Genomic DNA, 17197 nt, shown 5'->3' on the forward strand with positions numbered 1-17197 from the left:
GTAATTAGCTGCCAGTTTTCACCTCAGCTACATAACTTGTTGTTTTTATCTTTTTTCATTTTTCAGCTAAAAAGCGATAAACTACCTGTATCCCTTGAGATATCTCTTCTGCTCATCCGTTATACGGTAACTCTCCACTGCCTTCTGTATCGTCTTTCGGTGAACCCAGTCAGACATGCGGTGCTCTTCTATGTACGGAATGACCGCATCCCACTGCTTTGCCAGTGCTGTCGCCATGTACCATGCTATCATCATGTTGACATAATACTCATCAGACTTAACTTCTGCCACCAGCTTCACATATTCAGGATCAAAATCAGCATCCAGATAAAGCCTCATGAGCATTCCTATTCCATACCGTATAGTATATGTCTCGCCTGAGGCGATCCAGCGCTTGATGACCGGTAGCAGTTCTTCCTTGTGCTTTTCAAAACACTTCGGTGCCGGGAAATCACAGGTTGCCCAGTTGTCTATATACGGAAGAAATCTCTCTACCTCTGATAGACATTTATCATAGTCCTTTATCCAGGTTACGAGCATCATGTGAAGATTGTTTTCCTCGTAATACTGGTGTGGGAGCTCATCAATAAATCTGTCCTCCAGCTCTGTTCCAGCTATACTCTTCGCATATTTTCTGAGCACGGGAACTCTTATGCCTATGACAGTCTCCTTGTCGGTGTCAGGCATAAGCCTGCTGTGAAAATCTCTGTACTTTATATCCTGAAGTTCAAACAGATGCTTTTGAATCTCCTCCATATTTTCACCTTACGCTTTCTAATTTTCTCGTTGTTAGTTTTCCATTTTCTACATTTTTCTATTCTAACTCATAATTGTATACAACTATTATATCTAATACTATCTGAATTTCTTCACATGCTCCGATATAAACCGAAACAGTTCGATATTGACCTTCTCATTCTTCTCCTCCGCCACAAGATATTCAGGCACTGAAATATCTGTCTGAACCTCTCCGCATACATCAACGCCCAATATTCTTGAATGTCTTATACCACCGTCATATCTTTCATCATTACGACAAGCGTCTGTATTTTTTTCTTCACCCTGACCGCCAAGAAAGACACTGAGCAGACGTTCAAGTCCATCGATTGACATATCCCCCTGACTCCAGTTCGTCTCCGTGTATTCTGTTCCGAGGACGTCTTTGTCTATAGATATGTACAAAGGCAGATCTGTTCTGATATGTTTCAGCTTATCCTCAGGCAGTCCACCATGCAGGTCTTTGGCAGAAAATATCAACAGTCTTTCGCTTGAGATATCCCGGGAAATATCATACGAATCATCGTACTCAGCTTCTTGTACATTATACCCACATTTATAGCTTTCCACATTTTCTTGTCTCCCCTTGGAACCTTTATAACTTTCCAAAGTCTGCTCTATATCTGACTCCGGCGGACCTACAACCACCAGCTGTCTTAGATTTTCATTCTGTATAAGAGTCTGTCCCGCCCAGTCTCCGCAGCTCATCATTTCTGGAACCATAGGTATCTGCATGTCTGTATGATGATCATACATAACCAGCCCAAACGGTTCGGTTATATGATCTGTTATAATCTTCGTTATATAATGATAATTTCCCGAATCTATATAATGTATACCCTGGATTCCGTACGGCTCTATCCTGCCCCATATTTTTTCATACGCATTTTTTGAACAATACATATCTGTCTCTTGTATATCAGAGCAATCTATGTATCTGAATCTATCTATATCCTTTATATCCTCATCACGATATACGTGAGTAAAATCCAAAATCATATTCTCATTTTTCACCTTGCTGTCACCCATATACAACCCCCATATATCCAATAACAAGTCAATTTCGCAGCAATATCGATTAACCTGTCAGTAATAAAATAATCTTAATACAAAATCGCCCGACTGTATTCTAACACAACCGGACGATTTTAATCACTATTTGTCTTTCTTTTTCCTTATGTGGATCTCCGGGATTGCCACCGTGTCATATGTCACAGACGAGTCATCCTCACCCACATTATCCTCATTGTCATCATGGCTCTTTGTGTTCACCTCAGGAATAGCCAGATTGTCAAATGACATGTTGAATCTGTGATGCTTTTTATGCTGTTCTTTATTTTTTTCTCTCATAGTTGGTTATACCCCCTAAAGTATGTTTATGAAAAATGTAATTACCAGGCTGTTCAGGAAGTCAGCAAATAAACTTCCTATAAGCGGTATTATCAGATATGCCTTGACCGAAGGAACATAGCGGTCGCATATAGCCTGCATGTTCGCCATGGCATTTGGCGTTGCTCCCATACCGAATCCGCATGTTCCGGCGGACAGAACCGCCGCATCGTAATCCCTGCCCATCACGTTGAACACAACAAAATATGTGAATAGCATCATGAGTATGAGCTGCGCCGAGAGCAGTATGATCAGCGGAAGTGCAAGTTCTGCAAGCTGCCACAGCTTCAGTGTGATCATCGCCATTCCAAGGAACAGTGACAGGCAGATACCACCAAGGTTGTTGATCTCACCCATGTATATATCAAACTTACCGGAATACTCTCCGATATTTCTGATGACCGCAGCCGCGATCATCGCACCTATATATATAGGAAATGTAAGTCCTGTCTTTGTTAGGAGTTCCGATATGATGGTTCCTATTCCTACGGCTATGATGAGCTGGAACACAGCTGCCGCATACATATTGGTATGGCGCTCATGTTTCTTCTCATCCTCAACCAGTATACTGTCGTCCTCGGCAACTGCAGTATCCAGAAGTTTCTTCCTGTCTATGAGTCTCTTGCCAATAGGGCCACCTATAAGACTTCCTGCGATAAGTCCAAATGTTGCCGCAGCCGTGCATATAGTTGTTGCCCCCTTGACATCAAAATCCTCCAGCACCGGGCCAAACGCTCCTGCAGTTCCATGACCACCTACCATAGGTATAGATCCCGTGCAGAGTCCAACAAGCGGATCAAGATGCAATAGCTTACTCACCCCGAGTGCCAGAAAATTCTGGGACACTATAAGCACCACAACCAGTCCAAGGAATATGAACAACGACTTTCCTCCGCTCTTTAAAACCTTGAGATTCGCCTGGAATCCAACGGATGTGAAGAAGAATACCATGCACACCTCTCTCAGCGTATCGTCAAATGTAAATTCTGCTATGCCAAGACTGTAACACACACAGGTCAGGACTGCGAAAAGCAGACCTCCTATGACCGGCGCCGGTATGCAGAATTTCTCCAGGAAATTAATTCTTTTCTTCAAAAACTGTCCCAATATAAGTACCAGAACTGACACCGCCAGTGTCTGATACATATCTATCTGTATCTCCATGTAAGACCTCTCTTATCTATATTATATACACATGCAGACATCCGTGATCAGATACCTATTTACACAATATCATCTGCATATATTCTTTTCCGCATTCAGTATATTTATTATCAGCAGCTGACAACTACTGTTCAGCCGGGATCTCTATTCCTTTTTTCTGATAATAAGCTTTCGCACCATCATGAAATGGAATGGTCACGTTCTTCACAGCCTCACTCTCATCTATCTGGAAGGTGAGTGCTATTGAATACTGGATATCCTGCGCATGTTCAAAGAGAAGTCCTGTGAGCTCCTCCACTATCTTCTCATCCATATCATCCCTGGCGAGGAGCACTGCTCTGACACCGAGTGTCACAACATCCTGAGTCTGTCCCTCGTAGGTTCCCGCTGGTATGGTGTAATCCGTATAGAAGCCATACACGGATTTTAGTCTGTCCCTGCATTTGTCATCTATTCCGATGAGCTTTACGTCACATTCCTTAGACAGCTCCTCGATCACCGAGGTCTGTATACCTGCTGTACAAAAGAATGCATCTATCTGTCCTGATTTGAGTTCATTTGCCGCATCCACATAATCGAGATTAACCGTGTCCACAAGGGATTCCACAAGGCCGGTCATCTTAAGTATCTGCTCTGCATTTCTCTGGGTACCGGACTCCTCCTCACCCACAGAAATCTTCTTGCCCTGAAGATCATCCAAGCTGTCTATTCCCGAGTCAGATCTCACCACGATCTGACACGCCTCAGTGTACAGGCTGGCAACTGCCGAGTACCCTCTGTACCTCTTCTTGTCCGTGGCGCCTGTTCCGTTGTAGGCCGCATCCACCAGATCCGCCTGGGCTATCGCCATATCCACATATCCGTCGGACAGAAGCCTGATATTCGCCGTGGAGCCTGCAGTAGCCTTTACCTCAAAATCAAGATCCTCATCCTCCGAGGATGCTATCTGCGCAAATGCGTTGGAGAACGCATAGTATCCGCCGCCAACTCCCGCGGCTCCCAGCTTCACGGAATCACTGCCGATGCCACACCCGGCAAGGGAAAGTGTCATCAGAATGGCTGTTCCCACTGCAACCATCCTCTTTATCTTTTTCAGTTTCATTTCATTTTCCTCCTTACGTGACTTGGCGAAAGATCTTTCTCTTCGCTATTACCACCACCATACAACAATCCCGTATAACACGAAATAAAGGGCTTATCGCCCTTTATTATCGCCGTCCATATACCATGTACATCATTATTGTTATTTTACAACTATATTTAACAAAATGATATGGATAATTGTATTTTATATCTATAAAATCATCCTGAATCCGTCTATGAGAGCTATATTATTTACTTTTTTATAATTTTTACGCCCTTATCTGCATCAATAATGCCGCCCTTCGCTGTAAGCTTTTTATTCTTACTCACATCAAGTCTGGTTATCTTGTTGCCTGAACTTGCTGTCCGGGAATGCCTTCTTATCAATCTTGACCTTGGCTGTAGCTGCGCTTGCAGTTACAACTCCATCTCCCCATACACTTCCCATAGATGCTGTCACCATCACCGCAACGACACCCGCAATAACCAATCACTTCACCCCGGTAACAAATGTGTAATTTTTCCTGTCTCTCGTTTTTCTTTATCTCCCTTTATATAAATTTTCAGCATAAAAAGGCACATTTCTATTGTATATAAGTAAACTTAAAAGTCAACTCCGTATTGCTGCTTATTTTTTTTATCATATTTTATTTTCTTGCAAATGCCGGAGCACTCCGGAATATAAACAAAATAAACGGCGGAGTCATTGTCTCCGCCGTTTATTTAAAACACATATATCAAAGTGACTTTACCACTCGTGCACCTCTACTTCTAACCCCCACGTGCTGAACAGTGAATCCGCAGCCTCCTCCACAGTCTGACCATCAGGGAGTGCCATGTAACTTCCACTCACGCTCACTATTCCGTCACCACAGTTACTATAGGCTATCCACAGTGCACATTCCTCCCCAGCTGGGATCACCCACACCTGATCCAGCACCGGTTCACTTACTACATACGCCTGATCATACCTAAGTATTGATGAGGCCGCCAATGCACTCGCTCCCCCAGCGCTGGCGGTCACATAATTTCCAAATGCCAAGCACGCATTTTTTTCAACACGGTCTCTGGCCGTATCGGACAGGGACGTTTCGCCATCAGTCTGCCCCATAATGAATTTTGCCGCTTTATCCGAGATTATCACAACTGCAATCTTGCCACTTGTGTCGGCTATATTATCCCCCCAGTCACTTGCGACTTCAGCAACCTCGTCACTTCCGCCCATTATCTTTATATAAGCTTCATCATTTGCAAGTTCGTTCACCGAAGCCGCCACATCTAGGGCAGTCTCCTTGAACCACTCCTCATCCGGTGTATTGACCTTGAACTTTCCTTGACTCTCTATACCCGATTTGGTTCTATCTGTTTTATCACTGCTTACCACTGATGAACATCCCGCAAGTCCCACCAGTGCCGCAAGCACACATATCACAATTCCTGTCTTTTTCATATTCCATTTACCCATTTTTTCTCGATATAAGCCCATTTTTAATGTCTTATTATATAAAGAAACATTCTCCCATATTTTTCTCAAGTATCCATATCCTCGATTTGTCTATAATACAATAACTCCATACATTTACACAACCGTGTAAAACTTAAATAATCTTTTTTCTGCCCGTAGGGTATTTGTAGTGAGTCCTGCAATAAACAGCGATCTTAACTCCGTGTGTAACTTGAAAACGACAATGACCACCCGTCCGGATATTCAATGGATATTACATCTTAGCTCTACTTGTCACTTAAACACTTCCTGTCCGTACTCTTTAAAGTATACCATCATCTCATGTGTGAGACTCAGGTGCTCCGGATAGTCTGGAATATCATCACGGTTCACCCACTCTCCGGTTGCAAGCTCCTGTCTGTCTATAGTCAGATGTCCGTCTCCGCCCTCCGGTATGTCTGCCTGACAGAAATAACCCATGAGAAGATTGCTGTCATAGCCCCATGGCTGTGACTTGTAATAAGTGATATTCTTAACGCTGATGCCGACCTCTTCCATGACTTCTCGTCTGACTGTCTGCTCAGCGCTCTCTCCTATCTCGGTAAATCCCGCAATCAGGGCATATCTCTTGTATTCTCTTCCAGCATATGTGGTAAGTATTATCCTGTCGCCGTCGATCACACCCACTATAACAGCCGGGGCTATGACAGGAAATATCAGCCTGCCACAGGACGGACATCTGAGCATCCTCTCTTTTTCATCATGTACAGTTCTCTCTCCACAGGCGCCGCAGAACCTGTTGGTTCTGTACCACAGTGACAGATGCCAGCCGGTAGCCACCGCAAGCACCGCAGCCTTCGGTTGGCACGCCCTTGTCTTATACATGCTTCGGTAATCATATCCCGGAGCTGTCAGTCGGTTATCTCCATTCCACAGAAAATATGCAGTATCATCTATTGAAAAGAGATAAACCAGATCCCCTATTTTCCTATCGCATCCGGTTATTTTCTGCAGTTCTCCATACGTCATAAACCCAAGCAGGTTCTCATTATCCATAACTTTCGCAAATATCATTTTCTCAGAAAAAGAGAGAACCATATCGTGATCCTCTGGTTCTCTCCTGTTACTATATTGATTATTAAACCTCTGTGGTTCTATATCCTGTATCATACCTATATTTCCTCCACTATTCCAGATGTCCAAAGATCTCAAAGAGAATGATATCCCTCATTTTCCCTATTATTTTCCTTCAAAGACTTCAACCTGTCAATCCTTAATGTTGGTTACAGCCATGCCATGTAAACATAAAAAATCAGGCAATCGGTATTTCGCCAATCGCCTGATCTTTTTTATGTAGATATTGTATTTAAAATCTTTACGGGGAACCCCCGCTCATCTATTAAGCCTCTGCCTTCTTAGCATTCTCCTTCTTCATATTAACAAGCTTCTTGATACATGTGATAGCCACGATGATACCAAGTACGATAAGGAATACTGCTACAATAAGCTGAAGTCCCTCTACAAGGAATGTTGCTGTTCCAGCCTGGAACTTCTGTACATTGCCTATTACATTGAGCACGATAGCTGTAAATGTAACAGCAAGCATTATCAGCATAGGTGGGTAGAGCATTGCGTGCTTTCTGTTTGTTGCCTTGAGGAATACTGCTACGCCTATAAGTACAAGGGCTGCAAGCATCTGGTTTGCTGATCCGAAGAGTGGCCATACATTTGAATATCCACCCTTGCAGAGAAGATAACCAAAGAACAGTGTTATAACTGTTGCAAAATACTTGTTTGTAAGTATCTTCTGCCATACAGGCATCTTGGATGTATCTGTTGTGTCTCCCATGAAGAGCTCCTGGAATGACATACGTCCGATACGTGCAACTGAGTCAAGTGATGTAAGAGCAAGTGCTGATACACACATTGTCATGAATACATTTGCAACTGAGTTTGGAAGTCCGAACTTCTCGAGGAATCCTGCGATACCCTGTGAGAAGATCTGGAAAGGTGTAAGACCCTCTGGAGCCTTGCCGCCAACTGCGACAGCACCAACTACTATAAGTGAGATAACTCCGAGGAGCGTCTCAAGGATCATTGCGCCATAACCTACGAAAAGCATATCTTTTTCATTTCTTACTGTCTTAGATGATGTTCCTGATGAAACAAGGCTGTGGAAACCGGAAACCGCACCACAGGCGATCGTTACAAACAATGTTGGGAACAGATAACTCTTAGCTCCTGTTGATGATACAACTGTGAAACCATTGAATGCATTCAGGTTCATATCAGGATGTCCTACCAGAACTCCGACAAATGCACCAACTAACATACCGATGAGCATGAATGTTGTCATGTAATCTCTTGGCTGCATGAGTAACCACATTGGAAGAACTGATGCGAGGAAGAGGTAAGCCATGATTACGTAATTCCACTGGTCACCATTTAAGTACCAAGGACATTTCATACCTACTGCAAACATTGCAACGATGAGGACGATGGCTACTATAGCTTTGAGCCACTCCTTCATATTCTTGCATGTCTTCATAACCACACCGAATACCATGGCTACTACTATGAACAACATTGAAACTGTTGCCGCTGCAGCACCATTGAAGTTCTTTGTCACAGCTCCGTCAGTGCCTGCTGTGAAACCGTTAAATGTCGATGAAACCATCGATGTAAATGCTGCTATAACAAGAAGTGTGAACAGCCAGCAGAACAGTGAGAAGAATCTTCTTCCTGCCTTGCCTATGTACTTCTCGATGACAAGTCCTATTGACTTACCACCATTTTTAACTGATGCATAAAGTGAACCAAAATCCTGAACTGCACCAAAGAATACGCCTCCGACAAGCAGCCAGAGTAAAACTGGAACCCATCCGAACATAGCTGCGATGATAGGTCCCTGGACAGGACCGGCACCTGCTATCGATGAAAACTGATGTGCAAATACTGTAAGCTTTGATGATGGTACATAATCCTTGCCATCCTCATTTGCAACTGCTGGGGTCTTTGCATTTGGATCTACACCCCATTTCTTTGCAAGCCATCTTCCATAGCCAAGATAGCCAGCACCTAAAACTACTACTGCGATAAGAACAATTACCAAACTATTCATATCTTTCTCCTTTCTCACGCCTTATGACGATATCTCATTTTTTGCAAAGAGTAAATAAAAAAAGGCTTTCGTCTTTATGCAATCTCATAAAGACGAAAGCCTGTATACTTCCGCGTTACCACTTTATTTGCCATCATAAAAGGATGACCTCTCTGACCTTATCTCGCCTGACCACTACTCACTGTCTATTGAAATAAGTTTCTATGTAACGGTAGAAAACCGGTGACACCTAATGTCTCTGGCATCTCATGACCAGGGAATTCAGTGCACTGCTCGCAGAGGATAATCATCAAGGACATACACCGTCTCACACCAACCGGCGGCTCTCTGAAGTATGCGATCTTTGACGACCGTATTCTGTTCTTTGCATTTGCTCTTTGTTCGGTACCTAAACTAGCACTGAAGTATTTTAATGTCAACCCATTTTTGCAAGTAAATAAAAACTCGCATTTTTTTCAAGTGTTTCAGCGTTATATGTACGCCTGCGGCATATTTTTTCTTGTGAAAACAAAGTATTTTTATCATCGGCTCTCAAGACGTTCATGCCATCTCTTTCTTTCCTCGTCCGACCGGAATCTGTGCCAGAAGTATTGCGGCAAATATCAGCCCGCATCCTGCAAGCTGTCTTACCCCCATACGTTCTCCAAGGATGATCCAACCGGCAATGACAGAGAATACCGACTCAAGGCTCATGATCATTGAAGCGACAGTGGGATTTAGTCCGTTCTGTCCAACTATCTGAAGTGTATATGCCACGCCACACGACAACACTCCTGCATAGAGTATCGGAATCCACGCACTCAATGTACCGAGAGGCTGCACCCATGCCGCAATTCCAGCCACACTATGATGCATCTCCGAGAAAAACGCCGGGAATATGCTGAGAATCCCGCATACCCAAAACTGTATACATGACATTCTGACTCCATCCACAAGCGGTGAGAAATGGTCTATCACTAGTATATGTACTGCAAAAAGCAATGCACATACAAGCACCATAAGATCACTGCTCTGAAATGACAGTGAGCTGCTCATACAAAGCAGATAAAGCCCCACCACAGCTATAACTATTCCAAGCCATATATTCCAGCCACATTTCTTCTTCAAAAACAGACTCAGAATTGGAACCAGCAATATGTAACACGCTGTGAGGAATCCCGCTTTTCCCGCCGGTGTTCCCATATAAAGTCCAAGCTGCTGTGCAGAGCTTGCCAGGAACAGAACAGTTCCACAGCATATACCGCCAATCACAAGTCTCTTTCTATCTGATCTATTACTCGGTTTCCTATCAGATGGTTTTATCCTGTCAATTATAAATATGACCGGTATAAGAACAGCACCGCCGATCAGTGACCGTATTCCGTTGAAAGAGAACGGTCCAACCGCATCTCCTCCCTGTCTCTGCGCAACAAAGGCTACGCCCCATATAAAAGCTGTCAAAACTAGCAGCAGTGAATTCCTTACCTGTCTACTCTTCATCTGTGAAACCTCTCGTTCTTTTTAGTCCGTGCCACAGCATACAACATACAGGCACTCTATTATGTGTTGAGAATTGAACTGAGAAAAGCCTTTGTCCTGTCATTCTGCGGATCCCCGAACAGCTGCTCCGGAGTTCCATCCTCAACTATGATCCCATCGGCCATAAATATAACACGGTCAGCCACTTCCCTGGCAAACCCCATCTCAAGCAGCAGTTTTTGCTGTGTTTCTTTATCAATCCTCCCAACAGTTTTATCATTTTCCCGGTGAAGAAACAAGTCCCCATGTATATATATTTTACCGTTTTACTACATACACAAAAAGCGGCAATGGAGTTCATATGGCTCCATTGCCGCTTTTTAATATCCCGACTCCAGCCTTTGCTCAAATTCATCCTTTGGCAGGGGCTTGTCAAACACATATCCCTGTACTATATCACAGCCAAGCTTTTCCAGATAGTCAAGCTGCTGAGTTGTCTCAACACCCTCCGCAACTGACTTTTTCCCGAGCCGGCCTATGAGGTCTATTATGCTTGAAAACATTACTATATCCTGATGCTTATTATTGTTTACATCGTCAAAAGGTATCAGCGATTTGTCTATCTTGATGGTATCAAGGTCAACCTTTTTGATCATGTTGAGCGAAGAAAATCCTGTACCAAAATCATCTATGGATGTACTTATGCCTCGTTCCTTGAGTCTTCCTATCACGCTGGACATGATCTCATAATTCTGATAATCCTCACTTTCTGTGAGCTCTATCTCAATATAGCTTCTGTCTATCCCAAATCTGTCTATGGTACCGGTTATTCGTTCCACCAGATCGCCTTCTTCCAGATGTCTTCTGGAAAAATTGACTGATACAGGCACAATCTTCAGACCTTTATCCAGTCTGCTCTTCAAAAAACCGCATACCTGCTCAAGCATATAATAGTCAAGTCTGCACACGCTGCCCTCTCTCTCAAGCTGCGGAATAAATCTCGCAGGAGTGACCACCTGTCCATCTCTCACCCAGCGTACAAGTGCCTCCGCACCATATATACTTTTGTCCGCAATCCTCACCTTTGGCTGATAATACACTACAAACTCGCCTGCAGCGAGTGCCTGGGGAAAAGCGGCCAGAATCTCCTGGTCATCCATAAGATGCTTCTGAATCTCTTTTGTATATACCACTATAGAGCCCGCTCCGGTTTTTCTTGCTGCCTGATACGCAATGCTGGTTCTGGCCATAACTTCCCTCGGCTTATCAACGCCTTCCAGGCAGGCTATCCCCGCTGTAACTCCCAGCTGTAATTCTCTTTTGACAGATCTGAACTCATGACTCATATGAACATCTTTAATCTTGCTTATAAAATCAGACGCATTCTCATTACGACAAATTACAACGAAATTATCTCCTCCAAGCCTTGCTATCTCCTCATCGCTGTCAAGATATGACTTCACCATCTGCGCATAATTTCTAAGTATCACATCTCCCTGTGAATAATCAAAAACCTTATTCACATACTTGAAATTGTGGATATTAAAAAATATGCCTGTATAATCACCAATCCGTCCGTTTTTTATCAGATTCACCGCATAATACATCAGGGAATCCTGACTGGCAACACCCGTGTTGATATCTGTATTCATGATCTTTTCAAGCATGCACTGAGCCAATGTCCGGTTGTACTGAATAAATATCTCCCTAAATATAAACCTGTGTGTCTGTATCTCCTCTTCTGAATAACCCGGACCATATGGATAATCCTTGATAAACACAGTACCACCGGTTCTGATCTTCATCTCTATATCAACGGGGGTACCCAATTCAGTCACTTCTCTCTCGTATAATACCGCGCTGCTTCTTTCTCCAAGCGGCATAAACCTGTTTTTCGGAATATCAACAGTAATCTCCGCCTTTCCCAACCTGAGCCTGTCAGCAATAGCAGCAAGACCATTCCTTATACACTGGATTCTCTGTTGCTGTGTATCCGCGTCCCCGCTTATGCACTCGAAGAATTCTTTCATCTGACTGTCCATTTGTATGCTTTTATCAATTGTATTATCCATTCTCTCTCCTCCAGCCTTCGCCACATAGCCCGTATCGTCCGGTCTTAAATATCAAAATCGGCCCAAGCGCATCAAAAATTAATAAATATAAACTCTTCCTATATTATAGCAGTGGAAAAATGAATGCACAATGTATTATCCTACCCCTGACGTCTTCTGCCCCAGAAAAACAAGGCAACTGTACCAGGTCCTGTATGGCTTCCTATGGTAGTTCCTATATAATTGATCTCCACCTTGCCGTCAAGTTTTGGAAATCTCTCCTCAACAAGCCTTGCCACAGCCTCGGCATCATCCATACATGCAGACTGCGATATATAGCACTTACCGGAATAATCAAGCCCATCCTGTGCATTCTCCTCCATGCGCTTTACTATCTCCTGAATAACCTTCTTTTTACCTCTTATCTTTGATCTCGGTATCAGCCTGCCCTCGTCATCCATGTTGAGAAGTGGACATATTCCAAGTATTGTGCCAACCGTTCCAGCAGTCTTGGATATTCTTCCGCCTCTGATATAAAACGTGAGATCCGTTGAGAAGAACCAGTGGTTCAGGTCCAGCTTATGCTGTTCTATCCAGTCATGCAGCTCGTCTATGGACCTGCCTTCATCTCTCATGCCTGCCAGCGTGTCCATGATCAGCCCATATCCCGAGGAAGCCCCCAGGGAATCTACCACATAGAGTTTCCTGTCAGGGAATTCTTCCTCCAGATCCTCCCTGGCAATATTTGCAGAGTTTATAGACCCGCTTATTCCCGATGACAATGTCAGGTGAAGTATGTCATACCCCTGTTCAAGATAAGGTTTCCAGAAATCATAATATTCATCTGAATTCACCTGCGAGGTCTTCGTAGCCGCACCCTCTGTCATCTTTCTGTAAAATTCCTCAAATGGCATGGTCTGTCCCAGGTCATCAGGATGCTCCACACCATCAAGCTCGTAGTGAAAGCATATATATTTTACGTCTATTTTGTCAAAATGCTCCTTTGAAAGATCTGCTGTTGAGCAGCAGCTCAAGATATACTTTGCCATGTTTGTCCACCTCTCCAATATATTTATGATTACTTTTTTACATTCGCGTTTTCTTTTGATCTAGTATTAGCATTTTCTTTCGATTTAACATCCACTTTTTCTTATCATCGTTTCTTGCTTACTATTGTATCATCATCTGTACTTTATTCATAGTCATAAATACGATAAAAAACAGGCAAAAATACCCACAACACGTTGTTTTAAAAACCATGTCATGGGCGTTAATATATATGATCATTTGTCATTTAAAATACAGTTGTTATCGCAAGTCGTTCCTCAATCAGTTTTTTCGCAGTGTTGAACCGGTCAAGATAATCTCCCGATACCGTCTCACAGTGTACCCCATACTTGTCAAACCACGCCTTGAGCAAATCGCTGTAATGCCTTCTCTCCCGCATTATTTTCTCATTCCGGGTCCCATCCTGGACAAAATCCGTTCCATCAGGATCAAGGAACAACACAAGATCCCACTTATTTGTTGCATTTATCGCGCCCGCCATATCTGTAAGCCTGCGTTTTTGTTCATCATCATCCATGAGCAGATCACAATAAAATCCTGTGGTCAGCGCATCGGTATCCACAAACAACAGTCTGTTGCTATGCCTGGCTGCCCTGCGGACCTCGTCCTTCTGTCTGATGAAGTTCTCCACCAGATCATCTTCAACCATGAAATTCTCGCCACCCGCGTACTCACAGGTGTCACGTCCTATCTCCCGTACAAAATTCGTGTTATATGCCAGCGCAAGATTCTCAACCAGTGTGGATTTTCCTGTGGATTCACCGCCGACAACCAGAATCTTTCTGACGTAGTGATCCCTGCACACCTCTGGAATATACTCCCAATGCGCCGTCGCCCACTCACGGATCTCTGTCGAGGATACCGGAACCTCCGCCCTGTCAAAGTACACGACCTCACTCTCCGGACAGTACAGGCTCTCAAACCTGCCGGTTCCAAGATAATCCGAACCACAGAACACTGCATCTATAGGCTTTCCTATCGTGTCCTTGATATCCTGTGCTCCCTTTTCCCAATAATAATCCGTATTATATTCTTCTTTTGAGACCGCCTTATCCTCTATCATGATTATCTTCACATTTGGCAGATGTCTTGTACTGTTAAGTATCCAGCGATATCTCTGTTCCTTTGAGGCAGACTCTCTGCCCTCACACCAGCTTATCATCACATACAGTTCCTCACACATCGCCGCAGCACGTATGATGTCGTGGATGTGTCCTATGTGAAGCGGATCAAACGAACCCCCATACATTCCTACCTTATATCTATACATAACTTGTCAGCCTCCCTTACTCTGTTGCCGTGCCGTCTTCGAAAACGTGTACTTCGTCCAGGCGATTTCTTCTGACCTCACGTTCCCATCTGACACACATAATAACGGCATTTCCAAGGTACACTATCCACATGAGCAGCGTTGCTATGTTGTCATTGCCACTCACAAAGTTTTGTGCCCACATATATATTGTAAACACATCTACCGCAATCCATATCCACCACTGCTCCGCGAACATTCTTACAGATACAACCATCGCCACAACCGATGAAACCGTTGTAAACGCATCCACAAATGGCATGGCATCCCCGAGTCTCTTTAACAGCAGCCCATACAGAAATGTGCCAAGTGCCACCGCCAGCACCATGAATATCCTTCCCACCGCCTTCATGTGTTTCTTTCTGACCTCATGCGTCTCATCATTCATATGCCTTGACCACACATAGAATCCAACAAACTGCATAGGCACATAATATAGCGCATTGAGCATCGTCTCTCCGTACAGTGCAGCCTTATACGATATAACCGCGTAAAGCACAGTATTCACAAGACCGAATATGTACGCTGACAACTTTCCTTTTCCCGTGCACACTACACAGACCACGCCTGTGGTGGACGATATGATCCCCATAACCGTATCATCCCAATATATGGACAGCCCCACGATGACTGCACATGCGATAAGCAGCCAGGTGACCTCCAGCTTCTTCCAGCCCTCTATCTCATTTTTTATAAATTTCTTAAATGTCATCTATTCATTCCTCCCTTTTAAACATCAATCCACTACACTATAGTCTCTACTTCCTTGCATCATTCCTTCGCGTGAACAGTTTGGCAGGTCTGTATCTCTCACCGGACTGATATGCATCAGTCTCCTCAACATATTCCACAATCTTTCTTCTGAAGTTAGGTGTGGTAAGTTCCATGTCCCATATCTGTTCATATACATTCTGAAGCTCAGTGAGTGTAAATCTATCCGGCAGCAGGTCAAATGCCAGCTTCATATCTCTCCTGACATCCTCCCGCAGTCCTAGCACCGCCTCTGTTATGATTCTTGCGTGGTCAAATGCCAGTCCTTCACATTCCTCTATGTCGTAGCTGTCCGAGCTTCGTCCGCATGAGCTCATATCTGTTTTTCGCAGCACTGCCGTAAGTTTTATATCAGAGTCTGCATTCTTGAGAACCAGCCTGTATCTTTTCCCGTTTTGGACTTTATATGAAGCTTCAACTTCATTTTTCGCAATTTCTTCGCTTGTGCCTGACACCTCTGTCAGTTCAACCGTAAACCATCTTGCATCCTGTGCATCATCTCCTGCCTTAAGGCTACAGGCTCCGGCGTTCATAAGTGCCATATAAGTTGATGATATGACCCAGCCTCTCGGGTCTCTGCCCGGCTCGCCATACACTCCGACAAGCTTTACATATGCATCTCCTATACCAGTCTCTTCGCAAAGCTCTCTTCTGGCCGAATCTATGACATCCTCACCTTTTCTGCAGAACCCACCGGGCATAGCCCAGCTTCCTTTATATGGGAATCCACCTCTTCTTATCAGTAGTATCTTGAGCTTCTTCTCCTGAAGTCTTCTTACATCCTCGCACTCGTCATCCTTCATAACTGAAAATACAACCACATCCGCGGCAACAGATGGCCTGTCATATTTTGTCAGGTCATATCCGGCAAGGAATTCCTTCTCTTCGTCACTCATCTCATATGTCTTCATACGTATGCTTCATCCTCCTTTATATTTCCGCCGTTATCTGATTATGTCCACCTGACACATCGCCATGGTCGTCAGCGCAGCCTCATGGCTCTCCGGCGTCACCCCGGCACAGCACTTCGCATCCACCTTGACATTTATCTCCGGGTACAGAGCCTTGATGATCAGAGCATTCGACACGACACATATATCCGTACAGAGACCTACAATCTCAACATCCTGAAGGTCGAAGTCTCCCCATCCTGTATATCCAAAGCTGGTCTTGTTGATGTATATGGCTCCCGGGACTTCAAGACCAGCTGCGATCTCCCAGCCCTCAGTTTCCTCTATACAATGCGGAACCGGGAGATGACGACCTTCGTTTGTCTCCATGTAGTCCTCATAATGCGTATCCCTTGTGAAGATGATCTCATCCCCGCGGTCAGCATACTCTCTTATCTTTGCTTTCACATTTTCCACGATGGCTGCTGCCTCCTTTGTGCCTAGTGCCCCATCAATGAAATCATTCTGCATATCAACTACTATAAGTGTCTTTTTCTTGTTTTTGTCCATAATTTTTTCTCCTTTTCACATTCAACTTTCTGCTTTCATGAGGGAATCCACAAAGGCGCGGATTCCTTATAAAGCATATAAGTACATATACATGTGCCCTCA

General features: G+C 44.0%; 16 protein-coding genes, 1 pseudogene and 1 other annotated feature. All 17 genes and pseudogenes read right to left on the reverse strand.

From position 1 onward, the window contains the following. Positions 1 to 81: 81 nt before the first annotated feature. Positions 82 to 756 carry a DNA alkylation repair protein gene (locus DWW70_RS11650; protein WP_118649899.1) on the reverse strand — a complete coding sequence of 225 codons (675 nt, stop codon included), beginning with the start codon at positions 754 to 756 and terminating at the stop codon, positions 82 to 84. A gap of 99 nt (positions 757 to 855) precedes the next feature. After that, positions 856 to 1806, reverse strand: a complete 951-nt coding sequence (locus tag DWW70_RS11655) for an arginase (RefSeq protein WP_117874852.1) — start codon at positions 1804 to 1806, stop codon at positions 856 to 858. Between the two features lie 126 nt (positions 1807 to 1932). Beyond that, positions 1933 to 2127: a hypothetical protein gene (locus DWW70_RS11660; RefSeq protein WP_004851427.1), complete on the reverse strand. Its 195-nt coding sequence runs from the start codon at positions 2125 to 2127 to the stop codon at positions 1933 to 1935. 15 nt (positions 2128 to 2142) lie between these two features. Then, positions 2143 to 3330 carry a sodium/glutamate symporter gene (gltS, locus tag DWW70_RS11665; RefSeq protein ID WP_055273905.1) on the reverse strand — a complete coding sequence of 396 codons (1188 nt, stop codon included), beginning with the start codon at positions 3328 to 3330 and terminating at the stop codon, positions 2143 to 2145. A 124-nt stretch (positions 3331 to 3454) separates the two neighbouring features. Beyond that, positions 3455 to 4432, reverse strand: a complete 978-nt coding sequence (locus DWW70_RS11670; protein WP_118649900.1) for a TAXI family TRAP transporter solute-binding subunit — start codon at positions 4430 to 4432, stop codon at positions 3455 to 3457. Between the two features lie 312 nt (positions 4433 to 4744). After that, positions 4745 to 4903 carry a hypothetical protein gene (locus tag DWW70_RS14910; RefSeq protein WP_158576554.1) on the reverse strand — a complete coding sequence of 53 codons (159 nt, stop codon included), beginning with the start codon at positions 4901 to 4903 and terminating at the stop codon, positions 4745 to 4747. Positions 4904 to 5161: 258 nt separating this feature from the next. Continuing rightward, positions 5162 to 5878, reverse strand: a complete 717-nt coding sequence (locus DWW70_RS11675; protein WP_243017722.1) for a YgdI/YgdR family lipoprotein — start codon at positions 5876 to 5878, stop codon at positions 5162 to 5164. 273 nt (positions 5879 to 6151) lie between these two features. Further along, positions 6152 to 7027 (reverse strand): NAD(+) diphosphatase, encoded by an 876-nt coding sequence (gene nudC / locus DWW70_RS11680; protein ID WP_118649901.1) that lies wholly within the window; start codon positions 7025 to 7027, stop codon positions 6152 to 6154. A 229-nt stretch (positions 7028 to 7256) separates the two neighbouring features. Further along, a complete protein-coding gene (locus tag DWW70_RS11685) occupies positions 7257 to 8978 on the reverse strand; it encodes a carbon starvation CstA family protein (protein WP_118649902.1) in 1722 nt (573 codons plus the stop codon). Positions 8979 to 9063: 85 nt separating this feature from the next. Further along, positions 9064 to 9352: a binding site (T-box leader), on the reverse strand. Between the two features lie 166 nt (positions 9353 to 9518). Beyond that, entirely contained in the window at positions 9519 to 10457 is a 939-nt protein-coding gene (locus tag DWW70_RS11690) for a DMT family transporter (RefSeq protein WP_055223640.1), read from the reverse strand. A 59-nt stretch (positions 10458 to 10516) separates the two neighbouring features. After that, positions 10517 to 10663, reverse strand: a pseudogene (locus DWW70_RS11695) (polar amino acid ABC transporter ATP-binding protein); the annotation flags it as partial. Positions 10664 to 10816: 153 nt separating this feature from the next. Beyond that, positions 10817 to 12508, reverse strand: coding sequence for a putative bifunctional diguanylate cyclase/phosphodiesterase (locus tag DWW70_RS11700; protein ID WP_055280612.1), 1692 nt, complete (start codon positions 12506 to 12508; stop codon positions 10817 to 10819). 140 nt (positions 12509 to 12648) lie between these two features. Then, positions 12649 to 13536: a DegV family protein gene (locus DWW70_RS11705; protein WP_118649903.1), complete on the reverse strand. Its 888-nt coding sequence runs from the start codon at positions 13534 to 13536 to the stop codon at positions 12649 to 12651. Between the two features lie 245 nt (positions 13537 to 13781). Further along, positions 13782 to 14825: an AAA family ATPase gene (locus DWW70_RS11710; protein WP_118649904.1), complete on the reverse strand. Its 1044-nt coding sequence runs from the start codon at positions 14823 to 14825 to the stop codon at positions 13782 to 13784. 16 nt (positions 14826 to 14841) lie between these two features. After that, positions 14842 to 15576 (reverse strand): nicotinamide riboside transporter PnuC, encoded by a 735-nt coding sequence (gene pnuC / locus DWW70_RS11715; protein ID WP_015534054.1) that lies wholly within the window; start codon positions 15574 to 15576, stop codon positions 14842 to 14844. Between the two features lie 46 nt (positions 15577 to 15622). After that, a complete protein-coding gene (locus tag DWW70_RS11720) occupies positions 15623 to 16546 on the reverse strand; it encodes an NUDIX hydrolase (protein ID WP_118017832.1) in 924 nt (307 codons plus the stop codon). A gap of 33 nt (positions 16547 to 16579) precedes the next feature. Next, positions 16580 to 17095, reverse strand: a complete 516-nt coding sequence (locus DWW70_RS11725; RefSeq protein ID WP_118017834.1) for a cysteine hydrolase family protein — start codon at positions 17093 to 17095, stop codon at positions 16580 to 16582. Positions 17096 to 17197 lie beyond the last annotated feature (102 nt).

The organism is Coprococcus sp. AF16-5, assembly GCF_003479365.1.
GTDB classification, from domain to species: Bacteria; Bacillota; Clostridia; order Lachnospirales; family Lachnospiraceae; genus Coprococcus; species Coprococcus aceti.

Bases quoted from the DNA above. Each gene is read 5' to 3' on its own strand.
- DWW70_RS11650 (WP_118649899.1), bottom strand. From the start codon at position 756: ATGGAGGAGATTCAAAAGCATCTGTTTGAACTTCAGGATATAAAGTAC.
- DWW70_RS11655 (WP_117874852.1), bottom strand. From the start codon at position 1,806: ATGGGTGACAGCAAGGTGAAAAATGAGAATATGATTTTGGATTTTACT.
- DWW70_RS11660 (WP_004851427.1), bottom strand. From the start codon at position 2,127: ATGAGAGAAAAAAATAAAGAACAGCATAAAAAGCATCACAGATTCAAC.
- gltS (WP_055273905.1), bottom strand. From the start codon at position 3,330: ATGGAGATACAGATAGATATGTATCAGACACTGGCGGTGTCAGTTCTG.
- DWW70_RS11670 (WP_118649900.1), bottom strand. From the start codon at position 4,432: ATGAAACTGAAAAAGATAAAGAGGATGGTTGCAGTGGGAACAGCCATT.
- DWW70_RS11675 (WP_243017722.1), bottom strand. From the start codon at position 5,878: ATGGGTAAATGGAATATGAAAAAGACAGGAATTGTGATATGTGTGCTT.
- nudC (WP_118649901.1), bottom strand. From the start codon at position 7,027: ATGATACAGGATATAGAACCACAGAGGTTTAATAATCAATATAGTAAC.
- DWW70_RS11685 (WP_118649902.1), bottom strand. From the start codon at position 8,978: ATGAATAGTTTGGTAATTGTTCTTATCGCAGTAGTAGTTTTAGGTGCT.
- DWW70_RS11690 (WP_055223640.1), bottom strand. From the start codon at position 10,457: ATGAAGAGTAGACAGGTAAGGAATTCACTGCTGCTAGTTTTGACAGCT.
- DWW70_RS11700 (WP_055280612.1), bottom strand. From the start codon at position 12,508: ATGGATAATACAATTGATAAAAGCATACAAATGGACAGTCAGATGAAA.
- DWW70_RS11705 (WP_118649903.1), bottom strand. From the start codon at position 13,536: ATGGCAAAGTATATCTTGAGCTGCTGCTCAACAGCAGATCTTTCAAAG.
- DWW70_RS11710 (WP_118649904.1), bottom strand. From the start codon at position 14,825: ATGTATAGATATAAGGTAGGAATGTATGGGGGTTCGTTTGATCCGCTT.
- pnuC (WP_015534054.1), bottom strand. From the start codon at position 15,576: ATGACATTTAAGAAATTTATAAAAAATGAGATAGAGGGCTGGAAGAAG.
- DWW70_RS11720 (WP_118017832.1), bottom strand. From the start codon at position 16,546: ATGAAGACATATGAGATGAGTGACGAAGAGAAGGAATTCCTTGCCGGA.
- DWW70_RS11725 (WP_118017834.1), bottom strand. From the start codon at position 17,095: ATGGACAAAAACAAGAAAAAGACACTTATAGTAGTTGATATGCAGAAT.